Origin of the sequence: Streptomyces candidus, from assembly GCF_014207445.1 — a bacterium.
Lineage (GTDB): Bacteria > Actinomycetota > Actinomycetes > Streptomycetales > Streptomycetaceae > Streptomyces > Streptomyces candidus.
The window spans coordinates 298377-315571 of sequence record NZ_JACHEM010000001.1; the positions used below are offsets into that span (position 1 = coordinate 298377).

General features: G+C 72.4%; 13 protein-coding genes. 7 read left to right on the forward strand and 6 right to left on the reverse strand.

Going from position 1 to position 17195, the window contains the following annotated elements; genetic code table 11:
- The first annotated feature begins 38 nt into the window (after nucleotides 1–38).
- On the forward strand, nucleotides 39–1835 hold the full coding sequence (locus HNQ79_RS01285; RefSeq protein WP_185025868.1) for a phosphatidylglycerol lysyltransferase domain-containing protein: 1797 nt from the start codon (nucleotides 39–41) through the stop codon (nucleotides 1833–1835).
- Nucleotides 1832–2599: a hypothetical protein gene (locus tag HNQ79_RS01290; RefSeq protein ID WP_229923155.1), complete on the forward strand. Its 768-nt coding sequence runs from the start codon at nucleotides 1832–1834 to the stop codon at nucleotides 2597–2599. The genes HNQ79_RS01285 and HNQ79_RS01290 overlap by 4 nt, the downstream gene beginning before the upstream one ends.
- Here the strand turns inward: HNQ79_RS01290 and HNQ79_RS01295 are convergent.
- Nucleotides 2560–3303, reverse strand: coding sequence for a hypothetical protein (locus HNQ79_RS01295; protein ID WP_185025870.1), 744 nt, complete (start codon nucleotides 3301–3303; stop codon nucleotides 2560–2562). The genes HNQ79_RS01290 and HNQ79_RS01295 overlap by 40 nt on opposite strands.
- A 76-nt stretch (nucleotides 3304–3379) precedes the next feature.
- Here HNQ79_RS01295 and HNQ79_RS01300 point away from each other — a divergent pair, with 76 nt between their 5' ends.
- A complete protein-coding gene (locus HNQ79_RS01300) occupies nucleotides 3380–4204 on the forward strand; it encodes an adenosylcobinamide-GDP ribazoletransferase (protein WP_185025873.1) in 825 nt (274 codons plus the stop codon).
- A gap of 122 nt (nucleotides 4205–4326) precedes the next feature.
- Here HNQ79_RS01300 and HNQ79_RS01305 read toward each other — a convergent pair whose 3' ends face one another.
- The 5 genes from HNQ79_RS01305 to HNQ79_RS01325 all read right to left on the reverse strand — a co-directional run bounded on the left by HNQ79_RS01305 (nucleotide 4327) and on the right by HNQ79_RS01325 (nucleotide 10980).
- Nucleotides 4327–5142, reverse strand: coding sequence for an endo alpha-1,4 polygalactosaminidase (locus HNQ79_RS01305; protein ID WP_229923154.1), 816 nt, complete (start codon nucleotides 5140–5142; stop codon nucleotides 4327–4329).
- Nucleotides 5139–5795 carry a spherulation-specific family 4 protein gene (locus HNQ79_RS01310; RefSeq protein ID WP_185025875.1) on the reverse strand — a complete coding sequence of 219 codons (657 nt, stop codon included), beginning with the start codon at nucleotides 5793–5795 and terminating at the stop codon, nucleotides 5139–5141. Before HNQ79_RS01310 ends, HNQ79_RS01305 begins: the two co-directional genes overlap by 4 nt.
- 47 nt (nucleotides 5796–5842) lie before the next feature.
- Entirely contained in the window at nucleotides 5843–7273 is a 1431-nt protein-coding gene (locus HNQ79_RS01315) for a hypothetical protein (RefSeq protein WP_185025877.1), read from the reverse strand.
- Between the two features lie 28 nt (nucleotides 7274–7301).
- Nucleotides 7302–8822, reverse strand: coding sequence for a GT4 family glycosyltransferase PelF (gene pelF, locus HNQ79_RS01320; protein ID WP_185025879.1), 1521 nt, complete (start codon nucleotides 8820–8822; stop codon nucleotides 7302–7304).
- Between the two features lie 76 nt (nucleotides 8823–8898).
- Complete coding sequence (locus HNQ79_RS01325) at nucleotides 8899–10980, reverse strand: hypothetical protein (RefSeq protein WP_229923153.1); 2082 nt, start codon at nucleotides 10978–10980, stop codon at nucleotides 8899–8901.
- Nucleotides 10981–11262: 282 nt separating this feature from the next.
- Between HNQ79_RS01325 and HNQ79_RS01330 the strand changes: the two genes are divergently transcribed.
- The 4 genes from HNQ79_RS01330 (at nucleotide 11263) to HNQ79_RS01345 (ending at nucleotide 17088) form a co-directional block, all read left to right on the forward strand.
- Entirely contained in the window at nucleotides 11263–12786 is a 1524-nt protein-coding gene (locus HNQ79_RS01330) for a leucyl aminopeptidase (RefSeq protein WP_185025881.1), read from the forward strand.
- Between the two features lie 289 nt (nucleotides 12787–13075).
- Nucleotides 13076–14464, forward strand: coding sequence for a dihydrolipoyl dehydrogenase (gene lpdA, locus HNQ79_RS01335; RefSeq protein WP_185025883.1), 1389 nt, complete (start codon nucleotides 13076–13078; stop codon nucleotides 14462–14464).
- Between the two features lie 59 nt (nucleotides 14465–14523).
- Nucleotides 14524–16362: a 2-oxoglutarate dehydrogenase, E2 component, dihydrolipoamide succinyltransferase gene (sucB, locus tag HNQ79_RS01340; protein WP_185025885.1), complete on the forward strand. Its 1839-nt coding sequence runs from the start codon at nucleotides 14524–14526 to the stop codon at nucleotides 16360–16362.
- 102 nt (nucleotides 16363–16464) lie between these two features.
- Nucleotides 16465–17088 (forward strand): GntR family transcriptional regulator, encoded by a 624-nt coding sequence (locus HNQ79_RS01345; protein ID WP_185025888.1) that lies wholly within the window; start codon nucleotides 16465–16467, stop codon nucleotides 17086–17088.
- Nucleotides 17089–17195: the final 107 nt, after the last annotated feature.

Below are 17195 nucleotides of genomic sequence, written 5' to 3' on the forward strand. Positions count from 1 at the left end.
CACCTCAAGCGGAGAAATGCCCCATATCATCGCGCTTTATGGGAGATGTCCGCTTGGTCACCGAAGCCCCACCCGCCAGGACGCCGGCCGCGCGCCGCGGCACGAAGCTGTCGCGGCGCAGCGCCTCCTTCGCCGTCTGGTACCTGCGCGTCGTGACGTTCGTCTGCTTCCTGAGCGCGGTGTGGGTCTCCCTCGGCAATGACCTGCGGCGGCACAACGACGGCGACCACTTCACCCCGTACCTGCTGACGGCCGGTTTCGCCTCGGGGCTGTTCGCGCTGGTCATGGCGGTCACGATGCGGCGGCGCAAGCGGGCGGCGTGGATCCTGAACACGGTGCTCAGCGGCCTGCTCCTGCTGCTGTTCGCACTGGTGATGGCCGTCCCGGAGATCCGCCAGTACGGGCGCAACTGGGTCTCCCTGGCGCTCACCGGCGCGTTCTTCGTGGCGCTGCTGCTGGGGCGGCGGGAGTTCTACGCCAAGGGCGACCGGTCGAACCCGAAGCTGGCGGCGTTCGTGGCCGTCGGCGGCCTGCTGGTCACCTCGCTGCTGGCGGCACTGCTGGTCACCGTCACCAACACCGCCTCGCACGGCGCGGGTTCGTCCACGTTCCTGGAGCGCTGGCGGTACGGGGCCTCCCGGCTGATCACGCTGGCCGCGCCGGACGCCCAGTTCGCTGGCATCATGACGCCCGGCTGGGTCAACGTACTGATCAACATCATGAGCACCGCCCTGCTGATCGGCGTGCTGCTGGCCGCGTTCCGCTCCCGCCGGGCCGTGGACCCGCTGTCGGAGGAGGACGAGGAGAAGCTCCGCGCGCTCCTGTCCCGGCACGGCGAGCGCGACTCGCTCGGCTACTTCTCGCTGCGCCGCGAGAAGAGCGCCGTCTGGTCGCCCACGGGGAAGGCGGCGGTCACCTACCGGGTGGTCGGCGGGGTGTCCCTGGCGTCCGGCGACCCGATCGGCGATCCCGAGGCGTGGCCGGGGGCGATCGAGCCGTGGCTGGCCGAGGCCCGGGAGCACGGCTGGGTGCCCGCGGTGATGGGCGCGAGCGAGGAGGCCGGCACCATCTACGCCCGGCACGGGCTGGACGCGCTCGAACTCGGCGACGAGGCCGTCGTGGAGACGGCCGAGTTCACCCTGGAGGGCCGCGCGATGCGCACCGTGCGGCAGGCGTACAACCGGGTGAAGCGGGCCAGGTACCAGGTGCGCATCCGCCGCCACGAGGAGATCCCCGAGGCGGAGATGGCCGAGTTGCTGCGCAGGGCCGACGACTGGCGCGACGGGGCCACCGAACGCGGCTTCTCGATGGCGCTGGGCCGGCTGGGCGATCCGGCGGACGGGCGCTGCGTGATGCTGGAGTGCACGGACGCCCAGGGCGAACTGCGGGCCGTGCTCAGCTTCGTGCCGTGGGGGCCCGAGGGGCTGTCCCTCGACCTCATGCGGCGCGACCGGGACGCCGAGAACGGGCTGATGGAGTTCATGGTGATCGAACTCCTCCAGCGCGCCGAAGAGATCGACGTCACTCAGGTGTCGCTCAACTTCGCCATGTTCCGCTCGGTCTTCGAGCGTGGTGCACGCCTCGGTGCGGGACCGGTGCTGAGGCTGTGGCGTTCCCTGCTCAGCTTCTTCTCGCGCTGGTGGCAGATCGAGTCGCTGTACCGGGCCAACGCCAAGTACCGACCGATCTGGGAGCCCCGCTTCATGCTGTTCGAGAAGAGTGCCGATCTCTTGCGCATCGGCCTCGCCGCAGGCCGCGCGGAAGGCTTCCTCGAAGCCCCCGGCCTGCCCAAGTGGATGCACCGCAAGCACCTGGGCACGGGGAAGAGACAGTGAGCGGCGCGACGGCTCCCGCCGGCTCGCCCGTCCGGCGCTTCGCCCGCCGTGAGTGGGGGCCGCTGTACGCGCGCGTGCGCGAGGCGCTGGTGGCCCGTACCTGGCGGGCCGTCCCGATGACCCTCGTCGCCGTGTGTCTGACTCTGCTGTTCCAGATCGTGCAGAACCAGGAATGGGGTTATCGGACGGTCCAGAACATCGGGGCGGTGCGCGCGCAGGACCCGCTGCCCCTGGCACTGCTGCGCACGCCCCTGTCGCTGTTCGTGCCGGCCCCGGACCTGCCGGTGTGGGGGGCGCTCGCCCAGATGCTGCTGGTGTTCGGCGTCGCGGAGATCTGCCTGGGGCGCCTGCGCACCCTCTTCCTCGCGTACGTCGCCACCCTGTCCGGCACGCTCTACGCGCGCGTGGGCGTCGCGCTCGGCCCGGAGACGGCGATCGGGCTGCCGGAGGCCGACAGGGCGGTCGTGGACACCGGCCCCTCGGCCGCCGTGGTGGGCCTCGCGCTGTACGTGTGCGGGCGGTACGGGGCCCACTGGACGGCCGGCCTGGTCGTCCTCGCGATGGTCGTCGAGGTGATCGTCAAGCCGAACCTGGCGGGCAAGGAGCACATCGCGGCACTGCTCGGGGTGTTCCTTCTGATGCTCGCCGAGCGGGCGGTACGCGGGCTCCGCGAGCGACGGCCGGCCGGCCGGGGCCGTGCCGTCCCGCGCAGCGACGGTCCCGTTCAGGGGCGGGACGAGGGGGCGCCGCCGATCCAGTCGTGAAGGGCACGCCTGCGCCGGGTCCAGCGGCGATCGTGCCGGTAGGCGCGGCGCGCCGCCCTCGCCCGCGCCCGGGGCCTGCGGCGGTAGAAGCGGCGCGCCCAGGGCGAGTGGGGGCGGGCCAGCCGGACCGCGCCGACGGCACCGACGAAGGGGACGACGACCCCGAACAGCGCCGTGCGCACCTTGCCCTTGAACAGGGCGATCACCGACCACGCTCCGTTGAGCACGATGTTCGTGACGAACAGGCCCCTGTTCTGCGCCTCCTCCTGCGTCAGGTCGTTCACGCCGAACGGCAGGAAACCGGTCAGCACCAGCACCACCAGCGCGGCGGTGAGGACCACGATCTCGACGCTGGTACGGCCCTGTTCGCTCCAGTACACGTCGTCCAGGTGCAGGAGCAGCGCGAACTCGTCCAGGACCAGTCCCGCGCCCAGGCCGAAGAGGACCGCGCAGATCGCCGCGCCCGCCCCGTGCCGGCCGCTGGAGACGGCGCCGAAGCCGCCGACGGTGGTGAGGACGACGCCGGGGACCACGTGGTGGATGTGCATGCCACCCGGGGTGACGTTCCGGAAGGGACCCTTGCCGGCCCGGATGAGGCGGGTGATGGTGCGGGTGACCAGGAAGGACAGGACGAAGGAGAGCAGCGCGAGGAAGAGCGGGAGCTTTCCCGGTTCGACGAGGTTCCGGTAGATCCAGTGACCCATGCCACCCACTCCGCTTTGCCGGTTTTGTGCCTGATGCGTAACCTACCGGCCGGGCCCGGGGGATAGCCTGCGCCCGGTGACCACTCCCCCGCCCGCCCCGTCTCCCGCTCCCCCGCCGTCCGCGCCCCCTTCCGTCGCCGACGGCCTGCGTTTCGCCTTCGGCACCCTCACCGCCCTCCCCGTGCGCCTCACCCGCTGGGACCGCGCGGCCGCCCGCGCGGGCATGCTGTGCGCACCGCTCGCCGGCGCGGTGGCCGGGCTGGGCGCGGCGGCACTGGGCGGACTCGTGCTGGTGCTCGGCGCAGGCCCGCTGCTCGCCGCCGTCGCGTCGGCCGCCGTACCGGCCGCGCTCACCCGGGGGCTGCACCTGGACGGTCTCGCGGACACCGCCGACGGGCTCGGCAGCGCCAAGCCCGCCGCGCGGGCGCTGGACATCATGAAGCAGTCCGACATCGGGCCGTTCGGCGTCATCACGCTGCTGTTCACGCTGCTCGCCCAGGTGGCCGCACTGGCACAGCTGTACGCGGCCGGGTGGGCGCACGGCGCACTCGCCGCGCTGGTGGCGGGCGTCGCCGCCCGGCTGGCGCTCACCCTGGCCTCGCGCGCGGGCGTGCCCGCCGCCAGGCCGGAAGGGCTGGGGGCCGCCGTGGCAGGGGTCGTCCCACAGCGCCGCGCGGTCCTGACGTGCGTCGTGGTGACGGCGCTGTGCGCGGCCGCGGGGCTCGCCCTGGGACCGTGCGGGGCCCTGCACCACGCGCTGGCGGTGCTGGGCGCCCTGGGGGCCGCCCAGGTGCTGCTGGCGCATTGCGTGCGACGGTTCGGCGGGGTGACGGGGGACGTGTTCGGGGCGCTCGCGGAGACCGCGGCGACGGCGGCCCTGGTGGTGCTCGCCCTGGGGTGAGGCCCGGTCAGCGGGGCCGGGCCGCTGTGGTGCTCGCCCCGGGTGAGGGCCCGGTCAGCGGGACCTGGCCGCTGTGGCTCTCGCCCCGGGTCGAGGCCCGGTCAAGCGGGCCCGTGCCGCGCTCAGCACTGCTCGCGCCACTCGTCCAGCTCGTAGTTCTTGCGCATGGAGCTGAGGCGCAGGGCGCGTGCCTCGTCGCAGAAGCGCGAGGTCGGCACCTCGTACTCCACGTGGAAGACCGCCTTGTCCGCCTCGATGAACGGGCTGAGCTTCGCGCACTCGTGGTACTCGGCGCACTGCTCGTTGACGGCGAAGTCGAAGTCCTTCACCAGTTCCGGGATCTGGTCGAGGTCGTTCTTGAGGCCGACCGCCATGCCCCGGTCGTGGGCGAGGCGCGCGATCAGACGGTTGTAGCGGAGCTGGTCGGCGGGGGTGAGCGGAAAGCCGGTCCTGTTGTCGTAACCGTCCATGTTGTCCGGCTCGACGGCGTCGAAGCCCTTCTCGCGGCACATGTCCATGCGGGCCGCCATCAGGGGTTCCAGGACGTCGGTGCGCCGGATGTCGAGCCAGCGTTCGCCCTCCCACCCGTTGCTCCTGCCGAGCACCTCCTTGGGGAACCGGGCGGCGTCCGGGCGGAACTCCTCCCACGCCCCGGTGGAGAGGTAGCAGATGACCTTGCGGCCCTCGGCGTGCAGCTCGGTGACCGTCCCGGCGGAGGTGGTGTGGCCGTCCACGTCGTACACCGGCACGTCGACCGACAGGTCCAGCTCCCCGCTGAGCTGCCACTGCCAGGCCGGCCCCGGGCGCGGCTGCCACCGGGGGCCGGTGGGCGCGGGAGCCGGCCCGGTGGGGCCGGGCGCAGGACCGGGCGCGTCGGCGCACCCGGCCGCCAGGAACAGGAACAGCACCGCCCAGAGCGCCGCGTGCCGCCCCCTCACGGCGACGTCACCGCGTCCAGCCCGTACGGCAGCGTCCCCCACGGGTGCGCGCCGTCGCCCGGCACCGCGCAGTGCACCGCCGCGCCCCGTCCGGCCGCGAGCGCGCCGACGTCCGCCGGGGCCGCGTACACCAGGTGGCAGAAGCGGTCCGCCGGGTGCCGCGCCGTCCAGTCGGGGGGCGGACCCGCCGTCCGGTACGTGTCCCAGGTGCCCTCGAAGGTCACCAGCACGTTGGCCGCGTCGAGGTATCCGGGGTCCGGGTGCACCCCGTGGTTGAACACCAGGGTGGCCGCCCCCGCCGCACGGGCCGCCACCGCGAGCCTGCGGTAGTGGGCAAGGGCGTCGGGCCCGGAGGAAACCTGGTCGAAGAAGGCGCCGTCGGCGGCGTACCAGTCGCGGTGGCGCACCAGGTCGCCGGTCACCGCCTCGTGGGGGCGGCGCGCGTAGTCCGTGTCGACGTACCCGAGGACCCGCACCCCCGATGCCCGCAGCCGCCCGGCGACCGCCGCGAACGCCGGGTCGGGCGCGCTCCCGGGCCCGCTGGCCGGGTTGAGGATCACCCCGTGGAGCCGCTCGGCGGCGCCCAGGAGGGCCTCCCAGGCGCCGGGGCGGCCGGCGGGATGTTCGTAGAACGGGACGAGCAGCTGGGTCACGGGGCGGGTCCTCAAGCTCCTGACGGCAGGGGTGGCCGGGGGCGTCCTCACGGCCGGTGCGCCGTCGCTCTCCCCAGGGTGCCGCAGGCCAGCGCGGTCAGCACCAGGGCCGCGCCCGCCGGGGCGGCCAGCGCGGCCGAGGGAGTGGCCCCGCCCAGTACCGCGAGAGTCTGCGCGAGGGCCGCGGCCCCGCACACCGAGGCCGCCACGGCGACCGCGCCGAACGCCTGGAGCAGCAGCCCCGTCCACATCAGGGTGCCGACGAACAGCAGCCCGAGGGCCCGTGCGCCGTCGAAGCCTTCCGCCTGTGGCCACAGCAGCGTTCCCGCGGTCGCGAGGGCCGCCAGCACCAGCAGGTAGGTCCCCAGGCAGCGGGCCAGGGTCAGCGCGGACGCCCTGCGGAACGCGCCCGGCGTGGTCGCCGACCGCAGCCCCGCCAGGGTCCCGCTGCGGAACCGGTGCAGCAGCCACTCGGCCGGGCCCATGCTGAGCGTGAGGGCGACCGCCCCGGGCGCGGCAGCCGCCCCCGACGCCCCGCCGGCCAGCACGTCGCCCAGTGCCACGTGCAGTACGAGCACACCCGTGGCCAGCCCGAAGACGCCGTAGGGCACGGACGCCAGCACCCGCGGCCCGCCGGGGCCGCGCCGGCCGCCCCGCACGCCGCGCAGCAGTTCCGCCACCGCGAGCCCCAGCACCGCGAGCGGCGACACCGCGAGGAGCACGAGGCGGGCCGCGTCCGGGACGTCGTACAGCAGAGCGAGGACCGCGCCCGCCGACATCGGGGCGAGCGCCGCGAGCAGCAGCCGTTCCCGGCCGAGGACCAGCAGGACGGTCGCGGCGCCCTGGTACAGCGCCTGCACGGACGCGAAGGCGACCGCGCCGCCCTCGCCCGCGCCGGACACCGCGAGGGCCACGCCGGTCCCGAGCAGCGCCCCCAGCGGCGCTCCGACGAGCAGGGCGCGGGCCGCCGCCGGCCGGTCGCCGAGCCCCAGCCAGGTGTACGCCCGGTGGGCCAGCGCCTGGTTCCAGGCCCACCCGGTGAGGGCGCTCGCAAGCAGTACCGCGACGGGCGCCGAGCCGGTGGCGAAGGGTGCGCCCAGGACGTACGCCAGGCCGGGCAGCGCGAAGACCAGGCCGCGCAGCAGGCACGGCAGCAGGCTGACGTGCCAGGGGTCGCCGGGCGGGAGGGTGGGCTCCGGGTATCCGCGGGGCACCCGCGCGTAGAGGTCCTCGGCGAGTTCGAAGGAGTTGGCCCGGCCGTAGGTGAGCCTGATGTGCTCGTCGTTCATGCCGTCGGATTCGAGGATGGCGGCGATCTCGTCGGGGTGCACCGCCGCCTCGACGAGACCGTGCAGGCGGGTGGCGAGTTCGTCCATCGGGTCGGCGGCCGTCGCGGTGGCCCAGCGCGGGCGCGGGCGCGGTATGGCCGGCAGGGTGTCCTGCCGGTCGTCGGGCGTCAGCCACAGGGGTCCGCTCATGAAGTGCCCTCCGGGACACGGGCGTTGCTCACCAGATGGATCCGTCCGCGGTCATCGCCCGCCACGGGTCCGGGATGCGCAGCTGTACGGTCCACTCGCTGGACACCTCCTGCAGGACGGGCTCCGGGACGCCGTCCAGCTCCTCGTATATGCGGCGGAATCCTTCGACGGAGCGCCGCAGGGTGAACATGTCGATGACGCGCTGGCGCGACAGCTCGCCCAGCCTGGCTCGCCGTTCGTTGTCCCGCAGCAGTTGCAGGGTGGCCCGCGCCATCGCCTCCGGTTCGCGCGGCGGGACGACCAGGCCGGTGTCCCCGACCGCTTCGCGCACCCCGCCGACGTCCGTGGAGATCGTCGTACGGCCGCAGGACATGGCCTCGATGATGCTGAAGGGGAAGCCCTCGCTGATGCTGGAGAGCATGACGACGCTGCCCGCGGCGTAGGCGCGCGCGACGTCCGGGACGCGGCCCTCGTAGGTGATGCCGTCGGTGACGCCCAGTTCCGCGGCGAGCTTCTCCAGCGTGGTCCGGTACGGTTCGCCGCCCTCGGGGACCCCGCCGAACAGCCGCAGCCGCAGCGCCGGGATCTCGGTGCGGCAGATCGCGTACGCGCGCACCAGCGTTTCCAGGTCCTTGATGGGGTCGATGCGGCCCGCCCAGCTGAGCGTGGGGGTCTCGGGTTCGGGCCCGGCGTGCGGGAAGAGCTGGGGGTCGACGCCGTTGTAGATGGTGCGGATGCGTTCGGGGTCGGCGCCGCCGCGCTCCTCCCACCTGCGGTTGTACTGGTTGCAGGGGGTGATCAGGTCGGCCTCTCGGTATCCCAGCGAGTTCAGCTCGCGGTAGAAGCCGAGCAGCAGGGCCTTGACGGGCCAGCGCTGGGCCGCCGACCGGTAACCGAGGTAGCGCTCGCGCAGGTAGATGCCGTGCTCGGTGAGCAGGAACGGCGCTCCGTCGAAGTGCTTGGCGGCGAGCGCGGGCAGGGTCGCGAGTCCGCTGCTGACGGCGTGCGCGATGCTGCCGTCGGGGAGGCGGGCGCCGAGCGGGCGCAGCAGGTGGTCGAGGAGGTCGGTGGCTATGAGTGCGTCGTGCAGGGTCGGCTGCGCGCGGGCGGTGTCCAGATGCGGCATGGTCCAGATCCGCGTCAGGGTGCGCAGCACTTCTTCGCTGCTCAGCGCGGCGGTCAGCCGTCCCTGCCGGGCGAGTTCGGCGAGCGCGAACAGCTCGCGGCCGAAGTCGCAGCCGGCCGACGGGTCCAGGACGGACAGCAGGAAGCGTTCGTAGGTGGCGAGGAAGTCGCGTCGGGCCCGGCCCCGGAGCCGGGCCCTGCGCGAGCCGTCGGCGGGGCCCCACAGGGGCACCACGCTGTGCTGGTGGACGTTGGCCGGCAGTTCCCAGGTGACGGGCTCGCGCCCGCTGCCCGTGAGGGACAGGACATGGAAATCGACGTCGGGCATGCCGCGCACCAGTTGGTCGCACCAGGTGCTGACACCCCCCTGGACATGCGGGTAGGTGCCTTCGGTGAGCATGCTGACATGACGCCCACGGCTCATGTACGTGTCCCCCCAGGACGAGTTGCCGATGGCTGTGACGGGTAGGGCCGCGGCGGTCCACCGCGGCCCTACGGTGTCACGGAGCGGTCGGAGCGGTCGGCAGCTTCAGTGTGACAGCGGACTGGAGCGCCTCCGGGCCGGTCCACGCGGAGCGCTGTCCGGCGTACGGGGACCCGAAGGCGCCCGTGCCGAGCAGCAGTTGCTTCCTGGTCCCCTCCGGAGCGGTGACCGGCGCGACGACCCCCGACGGCGCCTGGACGGTGACGGTCTCACCGATGCGGTACGCGGTGACCTTCCCCGCGGCGAGCGCCTTGTCCCAGGCCGCGCGGCGCGTGAACTCGGCGCCGACGTCGCGCTGGCGCGGGTTCACCACGGGCGCGTTGTCCGCGAAGAGGCCGCGGTAGTCCGCCAGGATCCTGTCCAAGACCGGGTAGAGCAGCCGCTCCTCCGCCAGGTTGGACTGGTGGACGTAGTGCGGGCGCGGGTCGTTGGCGACGACGTGGTTGAGTGCCGTGCGCGCCTCCTGGGGCACGATGTACGACCCGTAGCCGGTGGCGGTGTCGAGCGGGGCCGGCAGGCAGGTGGAGGCCGGGTTGTCCTCGCAGGCGCCGCTGCCGCCGTCGGCCCTGCTGCTGTAGATCCAGTTGTACTCGTCGGTCATCTCCGCGGCGGTGCCCACGTTGTAGTACACGTTCATCGGGTGGCGGGGCACGGTCAGCGCCCCTGCGGTGCCGACGGCCCGCTGCTGCGGCTCGCGGGAGGCGTCGCTCGCGATCCACTTCACGCCGTTGTCGGCGAGGGCCGGAGCCAGGTTCGGGTTGTCCACGGGCTGCTGCGGGGTGGTCCTCAGCCCGGAGTGCTCACCGGTGACGAGCTCCGTGCGGTCGACGGTGATGCCCTTGGCCACCGCCCACTTGTGGTTGTCGGAGATCTGCTTGGCGATCTCGGCGCGGCTCATCCACAGCGTCTTGCCGGTCGCGTCGGTGGCGCACTTCCACGGCACGACCGTGTTGTCCTGCGTGCAGCCCAGGAAGGGGTGCGTGTACGTGTGGTTGATCCACCGGTACTGCGTCCGGTCGGCCACCAGCCGCGCGGTCAGCGCGTCGGTGCCGCCGTGCTCGGCCTTCCACTCCTCGCCCGCCCCGGCGTTGTACACCATGTCGAGCACGAAACCGCGCTCGCGCTGCCACTGGGCGGTGTACTGCGCGTCGGCCGCCGTCATACGGATCGGACGCTCACCCGCCTCCTCACCGCCCTTGCAGTCGAAGTCGCCCGGCGTGCAGTTGAGCGCGCTGTCCCAGCGAGCATCGGGGGCGAAGACGTCGTCGACGTGAACGGAGAAGTAGTTGCGGCTCTGCCCCAGGTGTACGCCCTGGGTCAGCCACTCCACGACCCCGCGCGCCAGCACCCGGAACTGCCGCTGGTACTTGTTGTAGGCGAAGGTGACGACCAGTTCGCGGCGCCCGTCGTGGGCGTACTCGCCGACCAGGCTGCCGCGCGTCGCACCGGTCCCGGTGGGGGCGTCGACGTAGCTGGTGAAGCCCTCGCGGGGCCGGGCGACGTACCCGTAACTCTCCAGCACCGAGTCCGAGTTGTCCTCGAACTCCAGCGGGCCGTCCAGGTAGCCGAACGGTCCGGCCTTCCCGGCGGCGGTGACGGTCGCGTCGACGCCGTCGAGGCTGCCCGCGTACCCGTCCTGGCTGGTGTAGTCCAGGCCGACGCCGGGGTGCGCCCAGGTGTAGGCGTCGACCTGCCGTACGCCGAAGGCCTTCTCGTACGCCGTCAGGGCCGCCGACTCCGGCGAATCCGTGCCGAACGGGGCCTCGTTGGGCAGCACCACGCCCTGGAACCTGGCGCGCGGGCGGCCGTTCACGGTGTCGCTGAGGAACGCCGCGTTGATCACCGGGCGCCCGGCGGTGCCCAGCTCGACGGTCGTGTACGGCACGCCCGTGCTGCGCAGTTCGTCGGTGACGGCGTCCACGGCCGCTCCGCCGTCGTCGACGACGAGCACCCTCAGGTCGATGCGCGGCGGCGTCGGAGCGGCGACCGCTCCGGTGGGTGCCAAGGCGAGCGCCGTGCCGAGCAGTCCGGCGCTCAGCAGGGCCGCCCCCGCTCTGCGCGCCCGCATCACACCTGTCGTTCCGTTCCGGTACGCCATGGCGTACACCCCTCCCCCTCGAAGGTCCTCATTACGTCGTCCCTGCGGACGCGGAACGCAAGACCTGTGCAAATCATGCGAAGCAATCGTCCGGTCCTTCGCACGAACTACGGCGAGTGTGACGCATCGCTCACGCTCTGCGGTTCGGAAACCTCGGAGAGACACCTCTGACGAGTGAACCGCTCACCACCGTGATCGAAGCGCCCCACCGCGCGTAGGCTCGGGCAAACAGGCGCACACTCCCGCCGCCCCCAGGAACTCAGGAAGCGAGATTTCACCACCGTGACTGCTCTCACTCTCAGCACCTCCGGTGCCGCGACGCTGCGCGCCGACGCGCTCGTCATCGGCATTGCCAAGGGCCCCAAGGGTCCGGTCGTCACCTCCGGCGCGGAGGCCGTGGACAAGGCCTTCGACGGAAAGCTGGCCTCCGTCCTGGAGACCCTGGGTGCCGGTGGCGCCGAGGGAGAGGTGACCAAACTCCCGGTCCTCTCCGGCGGTCTGAAGACCCCCCTCGTGCTCGCCGTCGGCCTCGGCCCGGTTCCCGAGAAGGACGAGGCGTACGCCACCGAGTCCCTGCGCCGCGCCGCCGGTGCCGCCGCCCGCGCGCTGAACGGGGTCAAGAAGGCCGGTTTCGCACTGCCCGTCGAGTCCGTCGAGGACGCGGAGGCGATCGGTGAGGGCGCGCTGCTCGGCGCGTACGGCTTCACGGCGTACCAGGACCAGGGCGAGGACAAGGGCGACGCCAAGCTGCCGCTCGCGGAGGTCACCCTGCTCGGCACGAAGCCGCGCGACAAGGCGTTCAAGGCCGCCGCGGAGCGTGCCGTCGCCGTCGCCGAGGAGATCAACCGGGCCCGCGACCTGGTGAACACCCCGCCGAACGACCTCTACCCCGAGTCCTTCGCCGCGGTGGCCCAGGCCGCCGCCAAGGAGCACGGACTCAAGATCCAGATCCTCGACGAGAAGGCTCTCGTCAAGGGCGGCTTCGGCGGCATCCTCGGCGTCGGCCAGGGCTCGGCCCACGGCCCGCGCCTGGTGCGGATCTCCTACACCCACGCCAAGGCGGCGAAGTCCCTGGCCTTCGTCGGCAAGGGCATCACCTACGACTCGGGCGGCATCTCCCTCAAGCCGGCCGGCCACAACGAGACGATGAAGTGCGACATGGCCGGCGCCGCCGCCGTGTTCGCCGCCGTCGTCGCGGTCGCCCGGCTGGGCCTGAAGGTCAACGTCACCGGCTGGCTGGCGCTCGCCGAGAACATGCCGTCCGGCACCGCGACGCGCCCCGGCGACGTGCTGCGCATGTACAGCGGCAAGACCGTCGAGGTCCTCAACACGGACGCCGAGGGCCGCCTGGTCCTGGCGGACGCGCTGACCCGCGCCTCGGAGGAGCACCCGGACGCGATCGTCGACGTGGCGACGCTGACCGGCGCCATGATGATGGCGCTCGGCTCGCGCACCTTCGGCATCATGGGCAACGACGAGTCCTTCCGCACCGCGATCCACGAGATCGCGGAGGAGGTCGGCGAGCAGTCCTGGCCGATGCCGCTGCCGGCCGAGCTGCGCAAGGGCATGAACTCCGAGACCGCCGACATCGCCAACATGGGCGAGCGGATGGGCGGCGGCCTGGTCGCCGGCCTGTTCCTGCAGGAGTTCGTGGGCGAGGACATCGCCTGGGCGCACCTGGACATCGCGGGCCCGGCCTTCCACGAGGCCGCCCCGTTCGGCTACACCCCCAAGGGCGGCACCGGCGCCTCGATCCGCACGCTGGTGAAGCTGGCGGAGCGCACGGCCGCCGGCGACCTCGGCTGACCTCCCTGTCCCGCACGGCCCCGGGCTCTCCCGGGGCCGTGCGTGCGCGCACGTACGGTTTCGCCCTCAACGAAATATTTGTACGTACGTACGCGTTGCCACCCCCTGAGGCGCGGTGTGCCTCCGTCTCAGGACCCGGCCCGGCGTCCCGCCATCCGTCAACAAGTGCGAAGATGGTTCACCGGCAGGACAGGGCCCCCACCACAGGGCCGAACAACAAGCGGCCGTACACCCCCGCCGCCCGGTCTTCGACGACCGGCGACCGGCGCACATGCATGGAGGACGTGACGTGGCGAACGACGCCAGCACCGTTTTCGACCTAGTGATCCTCGGCGGTGGCAGTGGCGGTTACGCCGCGGCTCTGCGCGGCGCCCAGCTGGGCCTCGACGTCGCTCTGATCGAGAAGAACAAGCTCGGCGGCACCTGCCTGCACAACGGCTGCATCCCCACGAAGGCCCTGCTGCACGCGGGCGAGATCGCCGACCAGGCCCGCGAGAGCGAGCAGTTCGGCGTCAAGGCCACCTTCGAGGGCATCGACATCGCGGGCGTGCACAAGTACAAGGACGACGTGATCGCCGGCCTGTACAAGGGCCTCCAGGGTCTCGTCGCCTCCCGCAAGGTGACGTACATCGAGGGCGAGGGCCGTCTGTCCTCCCCGACCTCCGTCGACGTCAACGGCCAGCGCGTCCAGGGCCGCCACGTGCTCCTGGCGACCGGCTCCGTGCCGAAGTCGCTGCCGGGCCTGGAGATCGACGGCAACCGCATCCTCTCCTCGGACCACGCGCTGGTCCTGGACCGCGTCCCGGAGTCGGCGATCATCCTGGGCGGCGGCGTCATTGGCGTCGAGTTCGCCTCGGCGTGGAAGTCCTTCGGCGCGGACGTCACGATCATCGAGGGCCTCAAGCACCTCGTGCCGGTCGAGGACGAGAACAGCTCGAAGCTGCTGGAGCGCGCGTTCCGCAAGCGGGGCATCAAGTTCAACCTGGGCACGTTCTTCCAGAGCGCCGAGTACACCGACAACGGCGTCAAGGTCACCCTGGCGGACGGCAAGACCTTCGAGGCGGAGGTGCTGCTGGTCGCGATCGGCCGCGGCCCGGTCTCGCAGGGCCTCGGTTACGAGGAGCAGGGCGTCGCGATGGACCGCGGCTACGTCCTCGTCGACGAGTACATGCGCACCAACGTCGAGACGATCTCGGCCGTCGGCGACCTCGTCCCCACCCTCCAGCTCGCGCACGTCGGCTTCGCCGAGGGCATCCTGGTGGCGGAGCGTCTCGCCGGTCTCAAGACCGTGCCGATCGACTACGACGGTGTCCCGAAGGTGACGTACTGCCACCCCGAGGTCGCCTCCGTCGGTCTCTCCGAGGCCAAGGCCAAGGAGATCTACGGTGCGGACAAGGTCGTCGCTCTGAAGTACAACCTCGCCGGCAACGGCAAGAGCAAGATCCTCAAGACCGCGGGCGAGATCAAGCTCGTCCAGGTCAAGGACGGTGCCGTGGTCGGCGTCCACATGGTCGGTGACCGGATGGGCGAGCAGGTCGGCGAAGCGCAGCTCATCTACAACTGGGAAGCCCTGCCGGCCGAGGTCGCGCAGCTCATCCACGCGCACCCGACGCAGAACGAGGCGCTCGGCGAGGCCCACCTGGCCCTCGCCGGCAAGCCGCTTCACTCCCACGACTAATAGCGTTAGTCCGGGCGCGACGACCACTTCCGCACATTTCGTTAGGAGCAACTGAAACCATGTCGGTTTCCGTAACCCTGCCGGCGCTCGGCGAGAGCGTCACCGAGGGCACCGTCACCCGCTGGCTCAAGGCCGAGGGCGAGCGCGTCGAGGCCGACGAGCCGCTGCTCGAGGTCTCGACCGACAAGGTCGACACCGAGATCCCGGCCCCGGCCGCGGGCATCCTGGCCTCCATCAAGGTCGCCGAGGACGAGACCGTCGAGATCGGCGCCGAACTCGCGATCATCGACGACGGCTCGGGCGGTGGCTCCGAGGCCGCCGCTCCGGCCGCCGAAGAGGCTCCGGCCGCTCCGGCCCAGGAGGAGGCTCCCGCACAGGAGGCCCCCGCCGCCGAGGCGCCGAAGCAGGAGGAGGCGCCCCAGCAGGAGGCGCCCGCCGCCGCCGGCTCCGCCGAGGGCACCGACGTCACCCTTCCGGCGCTCGGCGAGAGCGTCACCGAGGGCACCGTCACCCGCTGGCTGAAGGAGGTCGGCGAGGAGGTCACCGAGGACGAGCCGCTGCTGGAGGTCTCGACCGACAAGGTCGACACCGAGATCCCGGCCCCCGTCTCCGGCGTTCTCCTGGAGATCGTCGTCGCCGAGGACGAGTCCGCCGAGGTCGGCGCGAAGCTCGCCGTCATCGGCGCGAAGGGCGCGACCCCGGCCGCCGCCCCGGCTCCCGCGCAGGAGGCCCCGAAGCAGCAGGAGGCGCCGAAGCAGGAAGCTCCCAAGCAGGAGGCCCCCAAGCAGGAGGCCCCCAAGCAGGAGGCCCCCAAGCAGGAGGCCCCGAAGCAGGAGGCTCCCCAGGAGGCCCCCGCCGCTCCGGACCCGGCCCCGGCCGCCCCCGCCGCCGCTCCTTCGCCGGCCCAGACGGCTCCCGCGGCCGCCCCGGCCGCCCCCGCCGCCAAGGCCCCGGCTCCGGCCGCGACGTCCGGTGACGACGGCGCGTACGTGACCCCGCTGGTCCGCAAGCTCGCCGCCGAGAACGGCGTCGACCTGGGCCAGGTCAAGGGCACCGGCGTCGGCGGGCGCATCCGCAAGCAGGACGTCTTGGCCGCCGCCGAGGCCGCCAAGACCCCTGCTCCGGCTGCCGCCCCGGCCGCGTCCGCCAAGGCCCCGGCCCTGGAGGTCTCGCCGCTGCGCGGTCAGACCGTCAAGATGACCCGCATGCGCAAGGTCATCGGCGACAACATGATGAAGGCCCTGCACGGCCAGGCGCAGCTCACCTCGGTTCTGGAGGTGGACATCACGAAGCTGATGAAGCTCCGTGCCGCCGCCAAGGACTCCTTCGCCGCCCGTGAGGGCGTCAAGCTGTCCCCGATGCCGTTCTTCGTCAAGGCCGCGGCCCAGGCGCTGAAGGCCCACCCGGTCGTCAACGCCCGGATCAACGAGGACGAGGGCACCATCACCTACTTCGACTCGGAGAACATCGGCATCGCCGTGGACTCCGAGAAGGGCCTGATGACCCCGGTCATCAAGGGTGCCGGTGACCTCAACCTGGCGGGTATCGCGAAGAAGACCGCCGAGCTGGCCGGCAAGGTCCGCGGCAACAAGATCACGCCGGACGAGCTGTCCGGTGCGACCTTCACGGTCAGCAACACCGGCTCGCGCGGTGCGCTGTTCGACACGGTCATCGTGCCGCCGAACCAGGTGGGCATCCTGGGCATCGGCGCCACCGTCAAGCGTCCCGTGGTCATCAACCACCCGGACCTGGGCGAGACCATCGCGATCCGCGACATGACGTACCTGTCGCTGTCCTACGACCACCGTCTGGTGGACGGCGCCGACGCGGCCCGTTACCTGACCGCGGTCAAGGCGATCCTGGAGGCCGGCGAGTTCGAGGTCGAGCTCGGCCTGTAACACGCCTCCGCCGCACGTCCGCGCCCCCGCCCGGGTCCCTTCCGGGCGGGGGCGCCGCCGTATGGTCTACCCAGCGCGCCGGTTTTCCCCGAAGGAGCCCCCATGACCCCGCCCGTCGTCCACTCGCTGCGCGAGCAGATCCGCGAGCACATCGTGGAGGGGATCGTCAGCGGGCGCTGGAAGCCGGGCGAGCGGATCGTGGAGCGGCGGATCGCCACCGAACTGGAGGTCAGCCAGACACCCGTACGGGAGGCGCTGCGGGAACTGGAGACGCTGCGGCTGATCGAGTCGGCTCCGAACAAGGGCGTCCGGGTGCGCAACCTGACCGCCGCCGACCTGGAGGAGAGCTACCCGGTCCGGGCGGGCCTGGAGCAGATCGCCGCCGAGCTGGCCGCGCCGGTGCTCGCGGACGACGTCTCCGCGCTGGAGCCGCACGTGGTGGCGCTGTACGCGGCGGACCGCGCGGCCGACGGGGAGGCGCAGGTGCGGCACACGGTGGGGTTCCACCGGGAGCTGGTGCGGGCGGCGGGCAACGGGGTGCTGCTGCACACCTGGGAGGGCCTGGGCATCGAGGTGTTCACCGCACTGTCGATCCGTTGGCTGGGAACGGTGCAGAAGTCGTACGCGGAGGAGCACGAGGAGCTCGTGGACGCCTTCCGGCGGCGGGACCCGCGGATCGGGGAACTGGTGAAGGCGCACGTCCTGGGGTGTGCGCCCCGCGCGTGAGCAGGGACGCGGGACGGCCGGTGAGACACGGCTGACACCACCGCGTTTTGTCCTTTTTGACCTGCTTCACCCTGACACTTCGTGCCCTTTCCAGTGGCACCGAATGC

What these genes read in the sequence shown, in the direction of transcription:
- pelF (WP_185025879.1), bottom strand. Translation starts at nt 8,822, where the DNA reads ATGAGCCGTGGGCGTCATGTCAGCATGCTCACCGAAGGCACCTACCCG.
- HNQ79_RS01295 (WP_185025870.1), bottom strand. Translation starts at nt 3,303, where the DNA reads ATGGGTCACTGGATCTACCGGAACCTCGTCGAACCGGGAAAGCTCCCG.
- HNQ79_RS01325 (WP_229923153.1), bottom strand. Translation starts at nt 10,980, where the DNA reads ATGGCGTACCGGAACGGAACGACAGGTGTGATGCGGGCGCGCAGAGCG.
- HNQ79_RS01285 (WP_185025868.1), top strand. Translation starts at nt 39, where the DNA reads ATGGGAGATGTCCGCTTGGTCACCGAAGCCCCACCCGCCAGGACGCCG.
- sucB (WP_185025885.1), top strand. Translation starts at nt 14,524, where the DNA reads ATGTCGGTTTCCGTAACCCTGCCGGCGCTCGGCGAGAGCGTCACCGAG.
- HNQ79_RS01315 (WP_185025877.1), bottom strand. Translation starts at nt 7,273, where the DNA reads ATGAGCGGACCCCTGTGGCTGACGCCCGACGACCGGCAGGACACCCTG.
- HNQ79_RS01345 (WP_185025888.1), top strand. Translation starts at nt 16,465, where the DNA reads ATGACCCCGCCCGTCGTCCACTCGCTGCGCGAGCAGATCCGCGAGCAC.